The sequence below is a fragment of the Streptomyces sp. NBC_01707 genome, assembly GCF_041438805.1.
In the GTDB taxonomy this organism is placed as follows: Bacteria; Actinomycetota; Actinomycetes; order Streptomycetales; family Streptomycetaceae; genus Streptomyces.
The window spans coordinates 8,443,683-8,466,344 of sequence record NZ_CP109190.1; the positions used below are offsets into that span (position 1 = coordinate 8,443,683).

The following is a 22,662-nucleotide window of genomic DNA, read 5'->3' on the forward strand; positions in this document are numbered from 1 at the left end:
TGGCAAGACTCGCATGTGCACTTCCTGGCCGGAGGTTGGCCGGCCGCTCCTGTCCCCGACTGCGTCGTTCCACCCCCCACCACACTCGGGGTGGGGGACTGCTGGACCCCCGCTCTGCGCCTGTCGCTAGAGTGCGAGGCTTGTTCGATTTGCCGTGGGGTGGAGGGGGAGGCGCCGTGAGCGCACAACTGAGGGACACGGCCGCCGAATTGGCGGAGATGTTGTGGCGGGAACACACTGTGTACCGGGAGCGATCCGGCGGTGTGGTCATTCGGGGTGAGCATGTACGGCGGTGGATCAGCCTCGCTCCGGCGGGCGGCCAGGACGTGGTCCTCGTACGCGCGGGGCGCATCCTGGACGGCGGCACCACCGCCCCGGCACGTTCGGAGGCCGTGGTGCCACTCTCCGCCGGTACAGGCGTGCTCGCCGCGACCTGCCGTCGCCTGCTCGCCGAGGCGGCGGCTGATGTGACACCGGTCGCGCCGGGACGGGCAGCGCGCGGGCGGTCCAACCGGTCCGGGAAGGCCGCGCGGCCCAAAGGCAGTGGGAGACACACCAGTTTCGGATCATGGGTGGTCCTCGCCTGCGTCGCCGGTGTGATCGCCTTGTACATCTACAGGACCACGATGCACGGCTGACTGGTCAAGGAGTCCGAACCGCTCGCGCACCCGACCGTCCGGCTCGCCCTCCTCCAGGTCGCTCAGTGCGTGCGCACCCTGCTGGATCCGCGCGCTACCCGACCAAGGGCTATCCGGTCGTAAAGAAGCCGGATCCGTTCGTCGTGGGTGCGACGGACATGCTGCTGGAGGTGGGCGAGTCACCCGCCGACCGGCGTCGTCGGATCGCAGGGACCGTTCGGCCGGGCCGATCAACCGCCGATGGCGGCCGCCCGAACGCAGAGAACGTCCGGCAGATGCGAGGCGAGCTGCTCCCAGCTGTCCCCGTCGTCCCTGCTCGCGTACACCTCGCCGTTGCGGTTGCCGAAGTAGACCCCGGCCGGGTCGGCGTCGTCCGTGCAGAGCGCGTCACGCAGCACCGTGCCGTAGTGCGTCTCCTCGGGCAGTCCGGCGGACAGCGGCTCCCAGCTGTTGCCGGCGTCGGTCGTGCGGAACACCCGGCAGCGGTGTTCGGCCGGGACACGGTCGGCGTCGGCATTGATCGGGAAGATGTACGCCGTCTGCGCCCGGTGCGGGTGGGCCGCAGTGGCGAAGCCGAAGTCGGACGGCAGCCCCACGCCGATGTCCGTCCAGCTGTCCCCGGAGTCGTCGCTGCGGAACACACCCCAGTGATTCTGCAGATAGAGCCGGTCCGGATCGACCGCGTCCCGGGCGACCTTGTGGACGCACTGGCCGAACTCCGGGTTCGGATCCGGCAGGAAGACCGCCGACACCCCCTTGTTCGACGGTGCCCAGCTCGCACCGCCGTCCTTGGTGCGGAACACCCCGGCCGTCGAGACCGCCACCGTCACGTCCCGCGCATCCCTCGGATCGGTCAGGATCGTGTGGAGCCCCTCGCCGCCCCCGCCCGGCACCCATTTCGAACGCGTCGGATGCTCCCACAGCGGGCGCACCAGCTCGAAGGACTCCCCGCGGTCCTCCGAGCGGAAGAGCGCGGCCGGCTCGGTCCCCGCGTACACGACGTCGGGCGCCTCGGCGCCCGCCGGGTGCAGCTGCCAGACCCGCTCCAGCGAGGCGCCGGTGAACGGTGGAAATTTCACCGCAGGTTGCTGTGGCTCGACCCATGTCGCGCCAAGGTCGTCGGAGTGGAACACCGACGGCCCCCAGTGCGCGCTGTCCCCGCCGACCAGCAGCCGGGGCACCGGACCGCGGGTGTCGATGGCGATCGAGTAGATCGCCTGCGCATTGAAGTGCGGAGCGCCGAACTCCCAGGCGCCACCACGCCTTCGGCCGATGAAGAGTCCTTTACGGGTTCCCACAGTGAGCAGTACGTCGGTCATGGCCGACTCCTCCCGAAACGCCTTTGTCGCGGACACGGGTCAGTTTGCACCCGGCCACTGACAGTGGTGGGCAGAGACGACGTCTGTGCAGGTCGGACGGGGGTGGCGGGAGGCGGACGGGCCTCCGGCGGAGGGGATGCGGCGGCGTCCCCGCGGGCTGTCTTGACCACCGTCCGGAGCGGGCCGTAGCGTGCGGTAGAAAGCGCTTGCCCCGCCGTCGATCCGGACCCAGGAGCACCCGTGGTGACCTTCGAAGGACTGCCCGGCGCCGTGGCCGTCTCCCACCTCCGGGTCTACGACTGGCCCACCGAGGACGGACTGCGCGGTGGTACGCCCCACCTCCACCTCACCTGTTCCGAGGGGTATGTGGTGGTCGGCGGCGCCGGCTCCGTGCAGACCCTGACCGCGTCCGGCTTCCGGCAGACGCCGCTGGCCGTCGGGTCCCTGGTGTGGTTCACCCCGGGCACGATCCACCGCCTCGTCAACGACGACGCACTGCGCATCGTCGTCCTGATGCAGAACAGCGGACTGCCCGAAGCCGGCGACGCCGTTCTCACCCTGCCGCCCCGGTACCTGACGGACACGGACACCTACCGTGCGGCGGTCGCACTCCCGGCCGACGTCGCGGAGCCGGAACAGGAACGTGCCGCCCGCGCCCGCCGCGATCTCGCCGTCGAAGGCTTTCTCGCGCTGCGCCGCGCCACCGAGGCCGGCGACCCCGAGCCGCTCGCCGCCTTCCACCGGGCTGCTGCCGCGCTCGTGAAGCATCGGACCGACGACTGGCGGGGGCGCTGGGAGCAGGGCGCCGCCGCCGCGTCCCGGGCGACCGGCGAACAACTGGACTCCCTGGCGCGGGGGGACGGTGGCCATCTCGCCCGTGCCTCCGTGCACGCCGCACAGCCTTCGGCATACGGAAAGTTCGGGATGTGCGGCCGTCTCGACGTCTACGGCGGCTGATCCCACGCCAGGCGGCGGCCCAGGCCGTGCCCGCCGGGCGCGACCCGCAGCTCGTGGGCGCCCCGCCGTGCTCCGATGCTTCGAGCGCTCCTGGTGGTGCGCTCAGAGCCCCAAGGCGTCGTCGGCCCAGTCGAACGCCGGTGCTCCACCCGCCCCCGGCGTCTGTTCGGACCAGATGACCTTGCCCTTGGCGGTGTAGCGGGTGCCCCAGCGGTCGGCGAACCGGGCGACGAGGTACAGGCCGCGGCCGCCCTCGTCCGTCGTCGATGCATAGCGCAGATGCGGTGCGGTGCTCCCGGAGTCGGACACTTCGCAGATCAGCGCGTGGTTGTGCAGCATCCGGACGCGGATGGGGGCGCCGCCGTAGCGGATGGCGTTGGTGACGAGCTCACTGAGGATCAGCTCGGTGGCGAAGATCTCTTCCTCCAGCCCCCGTTCGGTGAGCCACTGGGACACCTTCTTGCGGACCCCGGCGACGGCCGACGGGTCGGGCTCGATGTCCCATTCGCCGATACGGGAGGGGGCGAAGATGTGCGTAGCGGCCACCAGGACGGCGGCGTCGTCACCCGGAGGGGTGGGCAGGAGCGCAGTGATCAGGTCGTCGCACGTCTCCTCCGGAGTCCGGTGCCGTCCGGCCAGCGTGTCGCGCAATGTGTCGAGCCCGGTATCGAAATCCCGCTCGCGCGACTCGACGAGACCGTCGGTGTAGAGCACCAGACGGGTCCCCTCCGGCAGTGGCAACTCCACCGCCTCGAAAGGCAGTCCGCCGATGCCCAGAGGTAGACCTGCGGGGATGTCGGGGATCTGCACCGTGCCGTCGGGCAGTACCAGCACGGGACCGGGATGGCCGGCCCGGGCGGCGGAGCAGATGCCGGCCACCGGGTCGTAGACGGCGTACAGGCAGGTTGCCCCCGTGACCTCCGCGCGGTCGCCGTCGGCGTGCTCCTCCTGGTCGATGCGCGCCACCAGTTTGTCGACGCGCGCGAGGAGTTCGTCGGCCGGCAGGTCCAGCGTGGAGAAATTGTGGACCGCGGTGCGCAGGCGGCCCATCGTCGCGGCGGCGTGCAGACCGTGTCCGACGACGTCACCGACGACCAGCGCGACGCGGGCACCGGGCAGCGGAATGACGTCGAACCAGTCGCCGCCCACCCCCGATTGAGCCGGCAGATAGCGGTATGCGACATCGAGAGCGTCCTGCTCGGGCAGGCCGCGGGGCAGCAGGCTGCGCTGCAGCGTCACCGCCATCTCGTGCTCGCGGGTGTAGCGGCGGGCGTTGTCGACACAGACGGCTGCCCGGGCGACCAGTTCCTCGGCGAACGTCAGATCGTCCTCGTCGAAGGGTTCCGGATTCTCCGCGCGCCAGAAATTCGCCATCCCCAGGACCGCACCACGGGCGTGCAGCGGAACGGAGAGCAGGGAGTGGACTCCGTACGCGAGGATCCTCGCCGCCTGTGCGGGGTCGGGCCCCTGCCAGCGCGGCTCGGTGGACAGCTCCGGCACCAGCATCGTGTGCCCACTGATCAGGCCCAGGGCCGGCGGGCTGGCGGGAACGAACCCGATGATCCTTCCGATCGGATAGAAGGGGTGGTCGCCGCGCACGCCTGCCGCAGCCGTACGCCGCATGTCCAGCACGGCGCCGAGCGGCACCGACGGCTCCTCACCGTGCAGGACGGACTCGGCCAGGTCGACCGAGGCGAAGTCGGCGAAACGGGGGACCACCACTTCCGCCAGCTCCTCGGCGGTCCGGGTCACGTCCAGGGTCGTCCCGATGCGCGCACCGGCCGTGTGCAGCAGAAGCAGCCGCCCCCGTACCTCTGCCGCCCGGCCGGCGAGCGCGGCCAGCTCCGTCGTGTCGCGCAGGGTCGCGACCGTCCCGGCAGGTCCGCCGTGTTCGTCGGTGGGCCGCAGGTTGACGGCCAGCAGCCGGTCGCCGGCCACGCTCACCTCGTCGGAGGCGACACGGCCGCAGGCGAGGAGTTCCGCGAGGGGCGGGGGCAGGCCGACATCCGTCATCGGATGCCCCTCGGCGTCCGCGGGCAGGCGCAGCAGCCGACGGGCCTCGTCGTTGGCCAGCACCAGCCGTCCGTCGCCGTCGATGATGAGCACACCTTCGCGTACGGAGTGCAGCACCGCGTCGTGATGCTCGTACAGGCGCGTCATCTCGGCGGGGCCGAGGCCGCGCGTCTGCCGCCGCAGACGCCGGCTGACCAGCGCCGCTCCGCCCGAGGTGAGGGCAAGTGCGGTCACCGCGGAGCCGGCCAGCACCGGCAGTTCGCGGTCGGCCATCTTGTTGATGTTCGTGACCTTGATGCCCACGGACACCAGGCCGGCGGTCGAGCCGTCGGACCTCGGTACGGGCACCACCGAGTTCACGGCCGGCCCTCGGCTCCCCGGATAGGTGCGGGTGAAGCCGTGCCCCAGAACCGCTTCCTTGTACGGGCCGAGGATGTGTTTGCCGATCATCGTGGGATCGGGGTGGGTATAGCGGATACCGCGTGTGCTGGACACGACGACGTACTCGACGTGTGTGCTCTTCTGGATCGCTTGCGTGAGCGGTTCCAGTACGGCGGTGGGATCCGGGCCGTCCAGCGCCGCCACGATGCCCGGGGAGTGGGCGAACGTGACGGCGACGGCGTACGAACGGCTTCGGGCTTCCTGAACGGCGGCGTGCCGGCCCTGCACCACGAGCGAGACCACCGCCGCGGCGACGAGCAGCACCACGAGCGCCAGCTCCAGAAGCAGCACCTGCCCGGCCACGGTGCGCACGCCGAGCAAGGTGTGGGAGTGCCCAGGACGCGATGATCGGAGCTTTGCCACATATCTGCCAAAGCTACCCATAGCTCAGTTTTACCAGCTATGTCCCTACGAGAATTCGAAGGAGTATCGCTCGATGGGCAAAAGGCGCGGTACGCCGGGGGCAGGGCCGTCACCGCGCCCCTCGGACGGTTCGTGGCCCCTGCTCGCGCCTGTCCTCGTGGCAGACGCCCGCTCCGCACGGCTGTCGTGGCCTGGTCGGCGGGTGCCCCACAGCTGCGACCGAGGCCGTCGTAGGGCGCCGCCCGCGACCCGCTGCCCGCCTCCGGGCGATCGATCACCTCTGTGGTGAATCCGTCGGAGGTCGGGCCTCTGGTCGGCCGGGACGTCAGAGGCGAGGGGCCGCCGTGCTGCTGCGCACCACCAGGTTGGTCGCGAGGTCGACCCGCGTGGTCGCGGGCTGCTGGCCCCGGCCGAGATCGAGGACCAGCCGGGCCGCGGTCTCGGCCATTTCGATGAGCGGCTGGCGCACCGTGGTGAGCGGCGGCCCGATCCACCGGGTGAGGGGCAGATCGTCGAAGCCGACGACGCTCAGGTCCTCCGGGATGCGCAGGCCCAGCTCGCGGGCGGCCTCGTAGACGCCGAGTGCCTGCAGGTCGTTGCCGGCGAAGATGGCGGTGGGCGGCTCGGGCAGCCGCAGGAGTTCCAGTCCCGCGGTGTAGCCGTCCTCGTGCGAGAACTCGCCCTCCCGGACCAGAGCGGGGTCGAGGGGCAGCCCCGCGGTCTCCATGGCGGCTCGGTAGCCGTCGACCCGGGCTCGGCTGCACATCATCCGGGACGGGCCGCTGACGACACCGATCCGCCGGTGTCCGAGGCCGGTCAGATGGCGCGTGGCGGCCAGCCCGCCCTGCCAGTTGGTCGTTCCGACCGACGGCACGTCGTCACCCGGGTCGCCTGCCGGATCGACCACCGCGAAGGGGATGTTGCGGCTGGTCAGCTGGGCGCGCTGGGCCGCGGTCAGGTCCGAGAGCACCAGGATCACACCCACCGGCCGACGGGCCAGCACGCCGTCCACCCAGGTCTGGCCCGGGGTCAGCCGGCCGGCGCTCTCGGAGAGCACCAGGCTCAGCCCTTCCTCCCGGGCGACGTTCTCGACGCCCCGGACGACCTCCATGGCCCAGCTGCTGTCGAGCTCGTGGAAGACCAGATCGATCAGCTGCGACTGTGCCGTGGAACCCCGCCTGCGCCGGTAGCCGTGGAGTAGCAGCAACTCCTCCACCCTGGTGCGCGTACCGGGTGCGACGTCGGCTCGGCCGTTCAGCACTTTCGAAACTGTCGGTGCCGAGACTCCAGCCGCGCGAGCGATCTCCGCCAACGTGGCGGTGCTCTGCGACGGCACGTCGGCAGACGCCTTCTCCTGTGGTGACTGGACCTTTGCAGGGCTCATGCGCGAATCGTAGCTTCATGTCGCTCGGAACGGGGAAGGGGCCAGGGTTCGGAAAATCCTTCCGCGAACCTCTTGACGTGCCCGAAACACGACCGTACGGTTCCGGCAACATTCGAAAGACACCCCGAAACATTCGACAGAGGTGCGGTCATGCGGTCGGGCATTTTCACTCAGGGCACGCGTACGGCGAGATGGACCGCAGCGGGTGCGGCCATGGTAATGGCCGGTCTGCTGGCGGGTTGCGGTACGAGCGGGGGCAGCGGTAGCGACGGTGGAACCATCACCGCGTACGTCTACGGCGATGACGCGGTCAAGGTTCAGCAGGCCGCGGTCACGAAGTTCAACAAGACCTCGAAGGTCAAGGTCAAGCTGGTGTCGGTGCCCGGCACCGACTACGTGAACAAGCTCCGCAGCGCGATGGGCTCGCCGAGCGCCCCGGACGTGTTCTTCAACTGGGGCGGCGGCTCGATCAAGCCGTACGTCGACGCGAAGCAGCTGGTCGACCTCACGTCGACGGTCAACAGCACCCCTGAGCTCAAGGACGGATTCCTTCCGTCGATCATGACGGCGGGCGGCCTCGACGGGAAGATCTACGGTGTGCCGATGCGCGGCATGCAGCCCGTGATGCTCTTCTACAACAAGTCGCTGTTCGCCGAGAACAAGCTCGAGGCCCCCAAGACCTGGGAGGACCTGCAGAACGCCATCACCACCTTCAAGGCCAAGGGCATCACGCCCTTCGCTCTCGGCGGCGCCGACAAGTGGCCCGAGCTGATGTGGATGGAGTACCTGCTCGACCGGATCGGCGGACCCGAGGTCTTCCAGAAGATCCAGAACGGCGACACCTCCGGCTGGGGCGACCCCGCGGTGCTGAAGGCGGCCCAGACCGTCAAGGACCTCGTCGACCAGGGTGCCTTCGGCAAGAACTTCAACTCCGTCGACTACGGCAACGGTGGCGCGCCCACGCTCCTCAACAAGGGCAAGGCCGCCATGCACCTCATGGGCTCGTGGGAGTACTCGACCCAGCTGGGCAAGGCACCGGAGTTCGCCAAGAAGGACCTCGGCTGGACCGCCTTCCCGACCGTGGCCGGCGGCGTCGGCGACGCGGCGGACGTGGTGGGCAACCCGACCAACTACTGGTCGATCAACGCGCGCACCAAGCACAAGGACGCCGCGATCGCGTTCCTGAAGACGATGGCCTCGCAGGACTACGCCAAGGCCCTGGTCGACAACGGTGACATCCCCACCACGTCCAACGCGGCCTCGATGCTCAGCACGTCGCCCAACCCGCAGTTCGCCAACGACCAGTACAGCCTGGTCCAGAAGGCGCCCAGCTTCACGCTCTCGTGGGACCAGGCACTGGAGTCCCGGTACGCCACCCCGCTGCTCACCGAGATCAGCAAGCTGTTCGCCGGCAAGTCCACCCCGGAGCAGTTCGTCGCAGCGATGAAGGCCGTCAAGTAAGCATGTCCCACCACACTCCGCACGTGAAGACGCGTGGGGGCAGGAAGACGGCCGTCGGAAACGTCGGCCGTCCTCCGGTCAGCTGGGCACTGCCCGGCATCCTCTTCTTCGCCGTCTTCGCGATCGTCCCGCTGGCGATCGCCGTCTACCTCTCCTTCTGCCAGTGGGACGGGCTGAACTCCCCGACCCCGACGGGCCTGGACAACTGGACCCGGCTGTTCAAGGACCCGGAATTCCGCCAGGCCGCCTGGCTGAGCCTTCTGCTGACCACCATCAGCTGGGCCTTCCAGACCCCTGTGGCACTGCTCCTCGGTGTCTGGGCGGCGGGCCGGCAGCGCAGCAGAGCCGTGCTCTCCGCGGTCTTCTTCATCCCGCTGCTGCTGTCGACCACCGCCATCGCCATGCTCTTCCACGCCCTGCTGGACCCCAACTTCGGCGTGATCACGGAGATCGGGCCCTGGCTCGGGATCGACCCGAACATCATGGGGTCCTCCACCGGCGCCCTGCTCACCGTGGCGTTCGTCGGCGGCTGGCAGTTCATGCCGTTCCACACCCTGATCTACCAGGGCGGCGCCCGGCAGATACCCGAGGTGCTGTACCAGGCGGCCGAGATGGATGGCGCCGGCATGTTCCGGCAGTTCTTCCACATCACTCTGCCGCAGCTGCGGCACACCATCACGACTTCGTCGGTTCTGATGATCGTCGGCTCGCTGACGTACTTCGACACCGTGCTGATCATGACCAAGGGCGGTCCCGGCACGGACACCACGGTCCTGCCGTACCTCATGTACCGGACCGGTTTCCAGACCTATGACCTCGGCTATGCCGCGGCGATCGCCACGGCCCTGGTCGTGGTGGCCACCGCCCTGTCGCTGATCCTGGTCCGCTTCAGCGGCTTCGGGAACATGCGGTCCACCCGGGAAGGTATGTGACGAGATGTCAATCGACACCCGCCCCGAGGCGCCCGCCGTGTCGCCCGCGATCCGACGCCGTGGGGCCGCCGCCCGCCGCCGCAAGAGCTGGGGCAACCCACTGGCCGGTCTGGGCTCGCTGGTCTGGCTCGTCATCGTGGTCGTACCGCTCTACACGCTGATCTCCTCGTCGCTGATGCACCAGGACGAGGCGCTCAACGGGGACCCGCTGGCCTTCCCCACCCACCCGACGCTCGACAACTACAGCACCGTGCTGGACAGCGGCTTCTCCACGATGCTCGCCAACACGGCGATCGTCGCCGCGTCCACCGTGGTCATCGTGCTGCTGCTCGCGGTGCCCGTCGCCTACGTGGCGGTGCGCACCCGCAGTCGGCTCTCCTCGCTCGCCTTCCGGACCTTCCTGCTCGGCGTGGCGATCCCGGCGCAGGCGGTGATCGTGCCGCTGTATCTGCTCATCGGCAAGATGGGGCTCTACGACACCCTGCCCGCGATCATCCTGCCGACCGCCGCTTTCGCGATGCCGGTGGCGGTACTGGTGCTCAGCGGCACCATGCGCGATGTCTCCGAGGAGATGTACGAGGCGATGGCGCTCGACGGCGCCTCGCCCCTGCGAATGCTGTGGCAGCTGGCGATCCCCATGTCCAAGGCCGGCATCAGCACGGTGGCGATCTACACGGCGCTCCAGGCGTGGAACGGCTTCCTCTTCCCGCTGATCCTGACGCAGTCCGAGGAGAACCGGGTGCTGACCCTCGGTCTCTTCAACTTCATGACCCAGTTCGGAGTCAACATCCCCGCCGTTCTGGCCGCGATCGTCCTCTCCGTCGTACCCATCTTCGCCGTCTACCTCGTGGCACGGAAGGCGCTGATCAACGGACTGATGGGGGTGGGCGGCAAGTAACACACCCACGCCGCCCCGCACCACCCACTCATGAGAGGAACCCCTGCCGCCATGGCAATCCCACCTGCCCAGCATGTCCACCAGGCCTCCCGGCCCACCGCCGTCGACGGCCCGTGGCGCGACCCTTCACTCACCCCCGAGACACGGGTGGCCGACCTCGTCGCCCGGATGACGCTGGAGGAGAAGGCCGCGCAGCTGTACGGAGTATGGGTGGGCGCCGACGTGGACGGTGACGGGGTCGCACCGCACCAGAACGACATGGTCGACCCGGTCGACCTGGACGAGCTCACCACCCGCGGCCTGGGTCAGCTGACCAGGCCGTTCGGCACCGCGCCGGTCGACCCCGGCGTCGGCGCAGTCTCCCTGGCCCGCGCCCAGGAGCGGATCGTGGAGGCCGGCCGGTTCGGTGTCCCGGCGCTCGCCCACGAGGAGTGCCTCGCGGGCTTCACCGCCTGGGGCGCCACCGCCTATCCCGTCCCGCTGTCCTGGGGAGCCGCCTGGAACCCGGAGCTGGTCACCGAGATGGCCCACCGCATCGGCCGCGACATGCGGTCGGTGGGCATCCACCAGGGGCTGGCACCCGTTCTCGACGTGGTGCGTGACCTGCGCTGGGGCCGGGTGGAGGAGACCATCGGCGAGGACCCTTACCTGGTCGCCACCATCGGCACCGCGTACGTCCGCGGCCTGGAATCAGCCGGGATCGTCGCCACCCTCAAGCACTTCGCCGGATACGCCGCCTCGGCGGGCGCCCGTAACCTCTCTCCGGTCCGGGCCGGTGCGCGCGAGATGGCCGACGTCATCCTCCCGCCCTTCGAGATGGCACTGCGGGAAGGCGGCGCCCGCTCGGTGATGCACTCGTACGCCGAGATCGACGGTGTTCCCGCGGCGGCCGACCCGGCGCTGCTCACCGAACTGCTCAGGGACACCTGGGGGTTCGACGGCACCGTCGTCGCCGACTACTTCGGCATCGGCTTCCTGGAGACACTGCACAAGGTCGCCGCGGACCGCGGCGACGCCGCCCGCCTCGCGTTGAGCGCGGGGGTCGACGTGGAACTGCCCACCGTCCGCAGTTACGGCGATGCGCTCGTCGCCGCCGTACGGGACGGCTCCGTGGCCGAGGAGCTGGTCGACCGGGCGCTGAACCGGGTCCTGCTGCAGAAGTGCGAACTCGGACTGCTCGACCCGGAATGGTCGCCGCTGCCGGCCGCGCTGATTGGGGCCGACCCCGAGCAGGCGCGTGCCACGGTGGACCTCGACCCGCCGGAGAACCGGGCACTCGCCCGGCAGCTGGCCGAGCAGGCAGTCGTGCTGCTCGCCAACTCCGGCGGTGCGCTGCCGCTGCGCGGCGACGGCCGGATCGCGGTCGTCGGGCCGCGCGCCGACGACGCGCTGGCCATGCTCGGCTGCTACTCCTTCCCCAGCCACGTCGGGGTCTCGCACCCCGAGGTGCCGATGGGGATCGACATTCCGACCGTGCTCGAAGCGCTGCGGGGGGAGTTCCCCGGGGCGGACATCGGCTCGGCGGCCGGCTGCGACGTGGACGGCACGGACACCTCCGGCATCGAGGCGGCGGCCGAACTCGCCCGCCACAGCGATGTGTGCATCGCCGTGCTCGGCGACCGGGCCGGGCTGTTCGGCCGCGGCACCTCCGGTGAGGGCTGCGACGCCGCCGACCTCGCCCTGCCCGGTGTCCAGGGCGAACTGCTCGACGCGCTGCTGGCCACCGGAACCCCGGTGATCCTGGTGCTGCTGACGGGCCGTCCGTATGCGCTGGGCCGCTGGGCGGACCGGACGGCCGCGACCGTGCAGGCGTTCTTCCCCGGCGAGGAGGGCGGTCCGGCACTGGCCGGTGTGCTCTCCGGCCGCGTGAACCCCTCGGGCCGGCTGCCGGTCGGTGTCCCGCACGGCCCGGGCGGCCAGCCGTGGACGTATCTGCAACCGCCGCTGGGGCTGGCGAGCGGGGTCAGCAACCTGGACCCGACGCCGCTCCACCCCTTCGGACACGGTCTGTCGTACACCTCGTTCGAGTGGGAGGCCGGCGCCGCTGCCCCGGCCGAGCTCCCCACCGACGGTTCCACCGACATCGAACTCACCGTTCGCAACAGCGGGGACCGTGACGGCGCCGAGGTGGTGCAGCTCTACGTGCACGACCCGGTCGCCCAGACCACCCGCCCGGAGTCGCGGCTGATCGGGTACGCCCGGGTGCAGCTCGCCGCCGGGCAGGCCCGACGCGTGCGGTTCCACTTCCATGCCGATCTGGTGTCCTTCACCGGTATCGGCGGCCGACGGATCGTCGAACCCGGCGATCTCGAACTGCGGCTCGCGACATCCAGCGCGGCCGACGACGTCAAGCAGACCGTGAAGCTGCGGCTCACCGGTCCCGAGCGCACGGTCGATCACCGGCGCCGACTCGTCTGCGACACGTCGATCGAACTGATCTGAATCCGCCCCCCACTTGAGGGGCGCCCGGGCCTCCCCGCTCCAGCTGCGGGGAGGTTCCCGAAACTTTCGACTCGGTACATTCCATCGAAGGGACATGTCATGCACAAGGCAACTCGGGCTGCCGTCGTCGGCACCGCCGCCGCGGCCCTGCTGGTTTCCACGTTCACCGTCGCCGCCAGTGCCACCGCGGAGAACGCATCCCACCACACCAAGCCGAAGAACGACGCCGCGGCCAAGACCCTCGGCGCCCTGGGCAAGCGCGCCGACCTGCGGATCGGCACGGCGGTCGACATGTCGGCGCTCGCCTCCGACGCGCCCTACCGGGCCAAGGCCGCAGGGGAGTTCTCCTCCGTCACCCCGGAGAACGTCATGAAGTGGGAGTCCGTCGAGCCGCAGCGCGGCACGTACAACTGGGCTCCCGCCGACGAGTTGGTGGACTTCGCCAAGGAGAACGGTCAGCTGGTCCGCGGTCACACGCTCGTCTGGCACAGCCAGCTGCCCGCCTGGCTGAACAACGGCGACTTCACGGCCGACGAGCTGCGGCAGATCCTGCACAAGCACATCACCGACGAGGTGACCCACTTCAAGGGCAAGATCTGGCAGTGGGACGTCGTCAACGAGGCCTTCAACGACGACGGCACCATGCGCGACAGCATCTGGCTGCAGAAGCTCGGCCCCGGCTACATCGCCGACGCCTTCCGCTGGGCGCACCAGGCCGACCCCAAGGCGACGCTCTTCATCAACGACTACAACATCGAGGGCGTCAACGCGAAGAGCACCGCCCTCTACAACCTCGTCGTACAGCTCCGCAAGGAGCACGTGCCGGTTGACGGCGTCGGCATCCAGGGACACCTGGACGTCCAGTACAGCGCCCCGCACGACATCGCCACCAACATGAAGCGCTTCGACGACCTCGGTCTGGAGACCGCGATCACCGAGGCCGACGTCCGCATCCCGATGCCCGCCGACAACACCGAGTTGGAGGCGCAGGCGGAGGCCTACGACGTACTGCTGCGGGGCTGCCTGCTGACCGAGCACTGCACCGACTTCACGGTGTGGGGCTTCACCGACAAGTACTCCTGGGTTCCCGGCGTCTTCACGGGCGAGGGCGCGGCGAACATCCTCGACGAGAACTACAAGGCCAAGGCCGCGTACAACGCGATGAGCCAGGACCTGACGCTGGCCGCAGGCAGGGACTGACAGCGCACATGATCGACAGCACGGTGGAGGCGGCGCTGTGACGGCCGGCCTCCGGATCCATGCAGTGAGGATCACCCCGGTCGCCTTTCGTGACCCGGCGCTGCTCAACGCGGTCGGCGTGCACGAACCGTACGCCCTGCGTGCGATCGTCGAGGTGGACACCGGAGAAGGCCTCGTCGGCCTCGGCGAGACCTATGCCGACGAAGGCCATCTGCGCCGGCTGCGGGCGGCTGCGGACGCCCTCATCGGCATGGGCGTGTACGCGCTCGGTGCCATGCACCGCAGGGTCGCCGAAGTCCTGTCCTCGGACAACGGAGTCGGCGGCTCGGGACTCACCGGGATGATCACCACCAGCAGCGCCGTGGACCGGGTGTTCTCCCCGTTCGAAGTGGCCTGCCTGGACCTCCAGGGCAAGGCTGCCGGTCGCCCGGTCAGTGACCTGCTCGGCGGAGCGGTACGCGAATCCGTGCCGTTCAGCGCGTACCTCTTCTACAAGTGGGCCGCGCACCCGGGACAGGAGCCGGACGACTGGGGTGCGGCACTGGATCCGGAGGCCCTCGTCGCCCAGGCGCGCCGGATGATCTCCGAGTACGGCTTCACCGCGATCAAGCTCAAGGGCGGTGTCCGGCCGCCCGCGGAGGAGGTCGAGGCGGTCCTCGCACTGCGCGAGGCCTTCCCCGACGTGCCGCTGCGGCTCGATCCCAACGCCGCCTGGAGCGTGGGGACCTCGGTCGAGGTGGCCCGCCGACTCGAGGGTGTCCTCGAGTACCTGGAGGACCCGACTCCCGAGCTGGACGGCATGGCGCAGGTGGCCAGGCGGACACCGATCCCGCTGGCCACCAACATGTGTGTCGTCGCGTTCGACCACCTGGCTCCCGCGGTCGAGCAGCGGGCGGTCCAGGTGGTGCTCTCCGACCACCACTACTGGGGTGGTCTGCACCGCTCCAAGCTGCTCTCCGGTATCTGCGACAACTTCGCCATGGGGCTGTCCATGCACTCCAACTCGCATCTGGGGATCAGTCTGGCCGCGATGACCCATCTCGCGGCCGCCACGCCGAACCTCACCTACGCCTGTGACACCCACTGGCCGTGGAAGACCGAAGAAGTCGTGGAACCGGGCGCGCTGACGTTCACCGACGGAGCCGTGCGGGTTCCGCGGGGGCCGGGGCTCGGCGTCGAACTCGACCGCGACGCGCTCGCCCGGCTGCACGAGCAGTACCTCGACTGCGGTCTGCGCAACCGGGACGACACCGGTTACATGCAGCGCATCGACCCTCACTACGAGAAGAAGACTCCGCGCTGGTGAGCGACGGCGGCTCACGGCCGCCGCGGTACCTCCGCGCATCACAGCATTGCAAGGAGCATTCATGGCTTGGCTCGACTGGGCCGCCCTCGGCGGCTATTTCCTGGTGATGCTGATCATCGGCCTCTGGTCGCACCGCCGCGTCGGTGATGTGAGCGACTACTTCACCGGTGGCGGCCGGATGCCCTGGTGGCTGTCCGGCATCTCCCACCACATGTCCGGTTACAGCGCCGCCGTGTTCGTCGCCTACGCGGCCATCGCGTACAGCTACGGCATCACGGTCTACGTGTGGGCGTTCCTGCCGCTCGCCTTCGGTACCGCCGTGGGTGCCTGGCTGTTCGCGCCGCGGTGGAACCGGCTGAGGAAGCGATACGCGGTCGCCTCACCGCTCGAATATCTGGCCAAGCGCTACAACGTGCCCACCCAGCAGGCGCTCGCCTGGAGCGGCGCCCTGCTCAAGGTGTTCGACGTGGCCGCCAAATGGGCGTCCGTCGCCGTGCTGCTCAATGTGTTCACCGGCATGTCGATGACGGCCGGCATCCTGATCACCGGCGTCGTCACCCTGCTCTACTGCACCGTGGGCGGGCTCTGGGCCGATGCGCTCACCGACTTCGGGCAGTTCGTCGTCCAGGGCGTCGCGGCGCTGGCCATGGTCTGGGTGGTGCTGGACCGTCTCGGCGACGGCATCTCCGGCCTGGGCACTCTCTGGCACAAGCTGCCCGAGGGCCATGGTCACCCGCTGGTGGGCCCCTACACCGCCACCTTTCTCGGCGCGTACGTCGTCGTGAAGCTCTTCGAGTACAACGGCGGCATGTGGAACCTGGCCCAGCGCTACATGGCCACGGACACCCCGAAGGCCGCGCGCCGTTCGGCCGGGCTCTCCGCGCTGCTGTACGTGATCTGGCCCGCGGTCCTGCTGTTCCCGCCCGTTGCCGCGGCCGTGCTGCTTCCGGACATCGCCGACCCGCAGAAGGTCTACGCGCTGATGGCGGAGTCGTACCTGCCGGCCGGACTGGTGGGTCTGACGCTCGCCGGGATGTTCTCGCACACCATGGCCATGGCCTCGTCGGACGCCAACGCCGTCTCCGCGGTCGTCACCCGGGACATCATCCCGGCGGTCGTGCGCCGCGCCAAGGAACTGCCGCCGGCCACCGGACTGCTCGTCGCGCGCGTGTGCACGGTCGTCTTCATCACCGTGAGCATGCTCGTCGCCATCGAGGCGGACCACTTCGGCGGGGTGCTGGGCATCATCGTCGGTCTGGTCGCGGCCGTGATGGGGCCGATCTCCATCCCCATGCTGCTGGGACTGCTGCCACTCTTCCGCAAGTGCGGGCCGCGGGCCGCCCTGTCCTCCTGGGCGCTGGGGCTGCTGGGCTACGTCCTGGTGAAGTTCGTGCTGGAGAGCACGGACCAGACCGTCATCATCGTCACCCCGCTGGTGACCTCGCTGGTGGTGTACGTGGTGGTCGGCCTGCTCAGCCCGGAGCCCGACGCGACGGCCGACGCGATCGTCGCCGCGGTGTCGCCCGCCCCCGACGGCGACAGCGAGCCGGCGGCCGCCGCGGTGCCGCAGGCCACCGCGTCCGGCGCCTCGGACTGACGAGGCCCGGACCTCGAACCCCTGCCCGACAACTCGTCAAGGTGCACAACCGTCCAATTTGTCATGAGTGTGAACAAAACTGGGAGAGCAGTATGGACAAGCACTTCCCGCAACATGCGAGCCGCAGATCGATTCTGGGGCTCGGACTGGGGCTCACAGCCCTGACAGCGACACCTCTCGGCTCGCTGCTCGGTCTCTCGTCGGAGGCCCTGGCCGCCGCACCGGCCGCGGCCGGACTGCCGACGGACCCCGGCGCGTACATCTCCTTCACGCCCCGCTCCGGCAGCTTCCCGCTCTTCGGATCGGGCGCGGCGGCCCCGATCCTGGTCAGCGACCGGGACCACGCGGGCGTCGTCCGGGTGGCCGGTGACCTCCAGGCCGACATCGAGCGCGTCACCGGGGTCCGCCCCGTCCTCTCGCGGGGTGCGACACCGAAGGGCCGTGAGATCGTCATCGTCGGAACCATCGGCCGCAGCCCGCTGATCGACGGACTGATCGCGGCGGGCAAGCTGAACGTCTCCGGTATCAAGGGCAAGTGGGAGACCAGCCTCCAGACCGTCGTCGAGAAGCCGCTGCCCGGCGTGGACCGCGCCTTCGTGATCGCGGGCAGCGACCAGCGCGGCACGATCTACGGTACGTACGACGTCTCCCGGGGGATCGGCGTATCGCCCTGGTACTGGTGGGACGACGTCACCCCCGTACACCGGGACGGCCTGTACGTCCTGCCCGGCCGGCACACGCAGGGCACCCCTGCCGTGAAGTACCGCGGGTTCTTCATCAACGACGAGAACCCGGCGCTCGGTACATGGGCACCGGCGTACTTCGGCCCCGGCAAGGCTCCCGGCTTCGAGGGCGGCTTCAACGCCGACTTCTACGCCAAGATCTTCGAAGTGATGCTGCGCCTCAAGGCCAACTACCTCTGGCCGGCTGTCTGGGGCCGCGCGTTCGCCGAGGACGACCCGAAGAACCACGCCACCGCGAAGGCGTACGGGGTCGTCATGGGCACCTCGCACGAGGCGCCCATGATGCGCGGTATCGAGGAGTGGAACCGGCACGCCGTCGCCGCCGTCCGGGACAGCGCGGGCAACATCACCACCCCCGGTCACGACCCCTACGGCGGCACCGGCGAGTGGTCGTTCCGGCGCAACGCCGAGGCGATCAAGGCGTACTGGGCCGACGGCATCCGCCGGATGAAGGACGAGGACTTCGAGGGCGTCGTCACCCTCGGCATGCGCGGCAACGGCGATGTCAGCCTGCCGGACGGCGACGGCATCGAGCTGATGACCGAGATCATCGCCACCCAGCGGCAGATCCTGGCCGAGGTCTCCGGCAAGGACGTCACCACGATTCCGCAGGTGTGGACCCTCTACAAGGAGGTCCAGCGGTACTGGGACCGCGGCTTGCGCGTGCCCGACGACGTCACCGTCGTCCTCACCGACGACAACTGGGCCAACATCCGTAAGCTCCCCGACCTCGAGAACGATGCGCGCGAAGGCGGTTACGGCCTCTACTACCACTTCGACTACGTGGGGGTCGGCCGCAACTACAAGTGGGTGGACACCACTTCGCTGCCGAATATGTGGGACCAGCTCCACCAGTCCGTCGCCTACGGGAACCACGGCCTCTGGGTCACCAACGTCGGCGACCTCAAGGGCAACGAACTGCCCACGCAGTTCTTCCTGGAGTACGCCTGGAACCCCGAGCGCTGGACCCTCGACCGGCTGCCGGAGTGGGAGGAGCAGTACGCCCGGCAGAACTTCGGCGAGCAGCAGGCCGAGGACATCGCCGAGGTGCTCCGCAGGTATGCGCAGCTGCAGTCCCGGCGCAAGCCCGAGCTGCTCAACCGCAGGATCACCCTCGACCCGGCCAAGGACCCCGCCAAGGACGCGTCGGCGATCGTCTACGACGACCAGGCCACTCCGTTCAGCCTGACCGACTACCGTGAGCTGGAGCGTGTCACCGAGGAGTGGCAGCAGCTCGGGGCGGACGCCGGACGGATCACCCGCAAGCTGCCCGCCTCCGTCCAGGACGCCTGGTACGAACTGGTCGGCTACGAGGTGCAGGCCACCGCCAACCTCTACGCCCTGCGTGAGGCCGAGTTCAAGAACCTGCACTACGCCGCGCAGGGCCGGGCCCTCACCAACGATCTGGCGGCCGCCGCCGAGTCCCGGCTCGCCGACGACCTGGCGCTGGCCGACCGCTTCAACACGAAGGTCGCCGACGGGAAGTGGCAGGGGTTCCAGACCCAGCCGCACATCGACTACGGCGATGTGGCCCGCTACGGGCCGAACGCCCCCTGGCAGCAGCCCGAGCTCAACAACGTCGCCATCAAGGACGTGCTGTTCCCCGCCGTCAAGCGCATCGACCTCCCGGCGGGAGCCGAGATGGGCGTGGCCGTCGACGGCTCGGACAAGTGGTGGCCCGAGGAGAGCTCCCCAGCCGTTCTGCCGGCCTTCAGCCCGTACCAGAGCCAGGCCGCGCAGTACATCGAGGTGTTCAACCGGGGCGCCGCCCCGTTCGACTACAGGATCAGGACAGGGGCCTCCTGGCTCGTCGCCGACCGCGTCAGGGGCCGGGTCGACAAGCAGGACCGGATCACCTTCCGCGTCGACTGGTCGCGGGCGCCCAAGGGCGTCACGGAGGTGCCGATCACCGTCAGCGGTCCGGACGGCCGCGAGGTCGTCGTCCAGGCCGTGATCGACCACCCCAAGGAGAGGCGCTCGCAGCTCGAAGGGTTCGTCGAGGCCAACGGGTACGTGTCCATCGAGGCGGACCACTACTCCCGGTCCGTGGGCGGCAACGGGATCACCTGGACGCGTATCCCCGGCATCGGCCGTACCGGCGCCGGAATGGAACCCTTCCCGGTCACCTCCGCCCGCCAGACCCCCGGCGGCGGCAGCCCCCGGCTGGAGTACCGAGTCAGCCTGTTCACCACCGGGCCGGTCACGGTGCACGCGTACCTGTCGCCCCGCAACAACGCGCTGGCGTCCGACGGCCTCACGTACGCCGTCTCCTTCGACGACGACGCGCCGCAGAGCGTGAACGTCACGGCGGTGACGGGATCCGACGACGGCACCATGAACGTCCAGTGGGCGCGCAACACCTCCGACAACGTCAACCGCACCAGCACGGTGCACGACATCGGCCGGGCCGGTGTGCATGTGCTGAAATTCTGGATGGTCGACCCGACGGTGGTGCTGCAGAACCTGGTGGTCGACACCGGCGGCCTGAAGCCCAGCTACCTGGGCCCGCAGGAGAGCCTCCGGCTGAAGTGAGCCATGGGACGGGCAGGGGAGCAGAGCGATGAAGAGTGAGATCGAGGACGCCGACGGACACGGTGCGATCCTGGGCGTGACCCCCGTTGGGGCGGGGGTCGAGGTCCGGGTGGCGGGTCCGGCGGGGGAGTTCTCACTGATCTGCACCCCTGCCCGGTCCCGGGAACTGGCTGCGGCTCTCGCCCGTGCGGCGGACGAGGTGGAGAGCGCGCAGTCGGCGGAGCCCGTCACCGTCACGGCGCAGGAGCTGCGTCGCGGTGACGTACGGGACGGCGACCGGGCCATGACGGTGGAAGCCGTCAGGGTCGACGGGGCCACCGCCTACGTGACCTGGAAGTCGGGCGCCGGGCGCAACTGGACCCAGGGCTACGACGCGGACGTGGAGATCACGCTGCGGCGCCGCGCCTGAGTCGCGAACGGCTCGCGGACGGGGCCCTTCCCGGAATGGGGGAGGGCCTCGTCCGCGTTGTCGCGTCGTACGAGAGTCTTCGTAATTTGACGGACGTCGTAGTACGGGAGGTATCGTACTAGCGATCCTGCCGTCCCGGCGAAACGGAGTCCGCCGTGAGTGTCCTGTTCGAGCCCTGCACCTTGAGGTCGCTTGTCATACCCAACCGGGTGTGGATGGCGCCCATGTGTCAGTACAGCGCGGAAGCGGTGGGGCCGAATGCAGGCGTCGCGACCGACTGGCACTTCGCCCACCTCGCGGCGCGCGCCGCAGGCGGGACCGGTCTCATTCTCACCGAGGCGACGGCCGTCAGCCCCGAAGGCCGGATCAGCCCCGCCGACCTCGGTATCTGGAACGACACCCAGGTGGCCGCGCTCCGGCGGATCACCGCCTTCATCAAGGGCCAGGGCGCCGTCGCCGGCATTCAGCTCGCCCACGCCGGCCGCAAGGCTTCGACCGCTGCCCCCTGGCTGGGCGGAGGGCCCGTGGGACCGGACGAGCACGGCTGGCAGCCCGTCGCCCCCAGCCCGCTCCCGTTCGACGAGGGCCATCCCGTCCCGCACGAGCTGACCGTGGACGAGATCCACGGCGTCGTCGACCAGTTCCGCGAAGCCGCTCGGCGGGCCGTCGACGCGGGCTTCGAGGTCGCCGAGGTGCACGGAGCCCACGGGTATCTCGTCGGGCAGTTCCTCTCCCCGCACAGCAACCGGCGCACGGACGAGTACGGCGGCAGCTTCGACAACCGCGTCCGGTTCGCCCTGCAGGTCGTCGACGCCGTGCGCGAGGTATGGCCCGAGGATCTGCCGGTCTTCTTCCGGATCTCGGCCACGGACTGGCTCAGCGAGAACGACGAGGACGACCGTGAGGGCTGGACCGTCGACGAGACGGTACGGCTCGCCAAGGAGCTGCAGGCGCACGGCGTCGACCTGCTGGACGTCTCCAGCGGCGGCAATGCTGCGGGCGCCCGCATCACGACGGGCCCCGGATACCAGGTCCCCTTCGCCGCCCGGGTGCGCGAGGAGACCTCGCTGCCCGTCGCGGCCGTAGGGCTGATCACCGAGCCGCAGCAGGCGGAGAAGATCGTGGCCGACGGGCAGGCGGACGCCGTGCTCCTCGGGCGGGAGCTGCTGCGGAGCCCGTCGTGGGCCCAGCACGCGGCGCGCGAACTGGGCGGCGAGGTCCACAAGCCGGCCCAGTACCTTCGAGCCGTCTGAGGCGACGCCTTCGTTCCGTCCGACACGACGAGCCCCTGCCGGGCATCCGGCCGGGGCTCGGCGCGTTGCGGGCGGCCGCAACGCGGGACTCCGCGTCAGTGTTGCCGTACGCGGGACAGGGTGCCGGATCAGGGTGGCGCGACGTCGACGGTTCGTGCGTGACCCCGTACGGCCCCGGCAGCGACCTCGGCTTCGCGATGGGACCAGCGCCACGTACGCCTGGATGGTTCCGCAGGACGTCCAAGGGTTGGCCGAGGCCATGGGCGGCCGGGACCGGGCCGCTCGGCGGCTCGACGTCTTCTTCGACGAACGCGGACGGGTCCTGGTCGGTGAAGGGCGGCGACGTGCTGCGCTGCACCGACCAACGGGCCCGGCATCCAAGCCCCTTGGCTTCACATCGCACCTGGGCCGGCCGTGGAAGACACAGGTGACGGTCCGTCGGATCCTCGACACCGTGTACGGTACGGGCCCCGGCGGCCTGCCCGGCAACGACGACCTGGGGACCATGTCCGCGTGGTACGTCGTCTCGGCGTCGGGGCTGTACCCGCGGACGCCGGGAGGCGCCACGATGCCGCTGGGCACCCGCTCTTCCCGGACGCGTTGATCGACCGCGCACACGGCAGGGACATCACGATCGGTGCGCCGGACGCCGATGTCGGCCATCCGTACGTCGACGCGGTCCGGGTCAACGGGCGTACCAGCGACCGGTCCTGGACCGATGCCAGTCTGGTCACCCGTGGCGTCACCCACGCCTTCCGGTTGGCTGAAGCGCCC

Annotated in this window: 16 protein-coding genes; 13 read left to right on the top strand and 3 right to left on the bottom strand. The window is 69.8% G+C overall.

Annotated features, from left to right (window positions below; translation table 11 throughout):
* Positions 1-218 precede the first annotated feature (218 nt).
* The gene (locus tag OG963_RS37835) at positions 219-638 is read left to right on the top strand and encodes a hypothetical protein (RefSeq protein ID WP_030925558.1); all 420 of its coding nucleotides are present in this window, start codon (positions 219-221) and stop codon (positions 636-638) included.
* Positions 639-868: 230 nt separating this feature from the next.
* On the opposite strand, the gene OG963_RS37840 is transcribed toward OG963_RS37835, so the two are convergent.
* Positions 869-1,957, bottom strand: coding sequence for a sialidase family protein (locus OG963_RS37840; RefSeq protein WP_093778502.1), 1,089 nt, complete (start codon positions 1,955-1,957; stop codon positions 869-871).
* 240 nt (positions 1,958-2,197) lie between these two features.
* Here OG963_RS37840 and OG963_RS37845 point away from each other — a divergent pair, with 240 nt between their 5' ends.
* Positions 2,198-2,914: a cupin gene (locus tag OG963_RS37845; RefSeq protein ID WP_093778504.1), complete on the top strand. Its 717-nt coding sequence runs from the start codon at positions 2,198-2,200 to the stop codon at positions 2,912-2,914.
* Positions 2,915-3,016: 102 nt separating this feature from the next.
* Here OG963_RS37845 and OG963_RS37850 read toward each other — a convergent pair whose 3' ends face one another.
* Positions 3,017-5,689: a SpoIIE family protein phosphatase gene (locus OG963_RS37850; RefSeq protein ID WP_371799905.1), complete on the bottom strand. Its 2,673-nt coding sequence runs from the start codon at positions 5,687-5,689 to the stop codon at positions 3,017-3,019.
* A gap of 367 nt (positions 5,690-6,056) precedes the next feature.
* Positions 6,057-7,115 carry a LacI family DNA-binding transcriptional regulator gene (locus OG963_RS37855; RefSeq protein WP_093778507.1) on the bottom strand — a complete coding sequence of 353 codons (1,059 nt, stop codon included), beginning with the start codon at positions 7,113-7,115 and terminating at the stop codon, positions 6,057-6,059.
* A 213-nt stretch (positions 7,116-7,328) separates the two neighbouring features.
* Here OG963_RS37855 and OG963_RS37860 point away from each other — a divergent pair, with 213 nt between their 5' ends.
* The 11 genes from OG963_RS37860 (at position 7,329) to OG963_RS37910 (ending at position 22,492) form a co-directional block, all read left to right on the top strand.
* Entirely contained in the window at positions 7,329-8,576 is a 1,248-nt protein-coding gene (locus tag OG963_RS37860; protein WP_256223528.1) for an extracellular solute-binding protein, read from the top strand.
* A 2-nt stretch (positions 8,577-8,578) separates the two neighbouring features.
* Positions 8,579-9,508: a carbohydrate ABC transporter permease gene (locus OG963_RS37865; RefSeq protein ID WP_030925545.1), complete on the top strand. Its 930-nt coding sequence runs from the start codon at positions 8,579-8,581 to the stop codon at positions 9,506-9,508.
* 4 nt (positions 9,509-9,512) lie between these two features.
* Positions 9,513-10,406, top strand: coding sequence for a carbohydrate ABC transporter permease (locus OG963_RS37870; RefSeq protein ID WP_093778511.1), 894 nt, complete (start codon positions 9,513-9,515; stop codon positions 10,404-10,406).
* 51 nt (positions 10,407-10,457) lie between these two features.
* Positions 10,458-12,848: a glycoside hydrolase family 3 N-terminal domain-containing protein gene (locus OG963_RS37875; protein WP_093929759.1), complete on the top strand. Its 2,391-nt coding sequence runs from the start codon at positions 10,458-10,460 to the stop codon at positions 12,846-12,848.
* A gap of 99 nt (positions 12,849-12,947) precedes the next feature.
* Positions 12,948-14,048, top strand: coding sequence for an endo-1,4-beta-xylanase (locus OG963_RS37880; RefSeq protein ID WP_030925541.1), 1,101 nt, complete (start codon positions 12,948-12,950; stop codon positions 14,046-14,048).
* A gap of 37 nt (positions 14,049-14,085) precedes the next feature.
* Positions 14,086-15,354 (top strand): glucarate dehydratase family protein, encoded by a 1,269-nt coding sequence (locus OG963_RS37885; protein WP_371799906.1) that lies wholly within the window; start codon positions 14,086-14,088, stop codon positions 15,352-15,354.
* A 61-nt stretch (positions 15,355-15,415) separates the two neighbouring features.
* Complete coding sequence (locus OG963_RS37890; protein WP_371799907.1) at positions 15,416-16,951, top strand: sodium:solute symporter family protein; 1,536 nt, start codon at positions 15,416-15,418, stop codon at positions 16,949-16,951.
* Positions 16,952-17,043: 92 nt separating this feature from the next.
* The gene (locus OG963_RS37895; protein WP_093778519.1) at positions 17,044-20,226 is read left to right on the top strand and encodes a glycosyl hydrolase 115 family protein; all 3,183 of its coding nucleotides are present in this window, start codon (positions 17,044-17,046) and stop codon (positions 20,224-20,226) included.
* A gap of 28 nt (positions 20,227-20,254) precedes the next feature.
* Positions 20,255-20,635, top strand: coding sequence for a hypothetical protein (locus tag OG963_RS37900; RefSeq protein WP_093778520.1), 381 nt, complete (start codon positions 20,255-20,257; stop codon positions 20,633-20,635).
* A gap of 155 nt (positions 20,636-20,790) precedes the next feature.
* Positions 20,791-21,888, top strand: a complete 1,098-nt coding sequence (locus OG963_RS37905) for an NADH:flavin oxidoreductase/NADH oxidase (RefSeq protein ID WP_093929763.1) — start codon at positions 20,791-20,793, stop codon at positions 21,886-21,888.
* 223 nt (positions 21,889-22,111) lie between these two features.
* The gene (locus tag OG963_RS37910; RefSeq protein WP_256328256.1) at positions 22,112-22,492 is read left to right on the top strand and encodes a glycoside hydrolase domain-containing protein; all 381 of its coding nucleotides are present in this window, start codon (positions 22,112-22,114) and stop codon (positions 22,490-22,492) included.
* Positions 22,493-22,662: the final 170 nt, after the last annotated feature.

Bases quoted from the DNA above. Each gene is read 5' to 3' on its own strand.
- OG963_RS37835 (WP_030925558.1), top strand. From the start codon at position 219: ATGTTGTGGCGGGAACACACTGTGTACCGGGAGCGATCCGGCGGTGTG.
- OG963_RS37840 (WP_093778502.1), bottom strand. From the start codon at position 1,957: ATGACCGACGTACTGCTCACTGTGGGAACCCGTAAAGGACTCTTCATC.
- OG963_RS37855 (WP_093778507.1), bottom strand. From the start codon at position 7,115: ATGAGCCCTGCAAAGGTCCAGTCACCACAGGAGAAGGCGTCTGCCGAC.
- OG963_RS37860 (WP_256223528.1), top strand. From the start codon at position 7,329: ATGGTAATGGCCGGTCTGCTGGCGGGTTGCGGTACGAGCGGGGGCAGC.
- OG963_RS37865 (WP_030925545.1), top strand. From the start codon at position 8,579: ATGTCCCACCACACTCCGCACGTGAAGACGCGTGGGGGCAGGAAGACG.
- OG963_RS37870 (WP_093778511.1), top strand. From the start codon at position 9,513: ATGTCAATCGACACCCGCCCCGAGGCGCCCGCCGTGTCGCCCGCGATC.
- OG963_RS37875 (WP_093929759.1), top strand. From the start codon at position 10,458: ATGGCAATCCCACCTGCCCAGCATGTCCACCAGGCCTCCCGGCCCACC.
- OG963_RS37880 (WP_030925541.1), top strand. From the start codon at position 12,948: ATGCACAAGGCAACTCGGGCTGCCGTCGTCGGCACCGCCGCCGCGGCC.
- OG963_RS37890 (WP_371799907.1), top strand. From the start codon at position 15,416: ATGGCTTGGCTCGACTGGGCCGCCCTCGGCGGCTATTTCCTGGTGATG.
- OG963_RS37895 (WP_093778519.1), top strand. From the start codon at position 17,044: ATGGACAAGCACTTCCCGCAACATGCGAGCCGCAGATCGATTCTGGGG.
- OG963_RS37900 (WP_093778520.1), top strand. From the start codon at position 20,255: ATGAAGAGTGAGATCGAGGACGCCGACGGACACGGTGCGATCCTGGGC.
- OG963_RS37910 (WP_256328256.1), top strand. From the start codon at position 22,112: ATGGTTCCGCAGGACGTCCAAGGGTTGGCCGAGGCCATGGGCGGCCGG.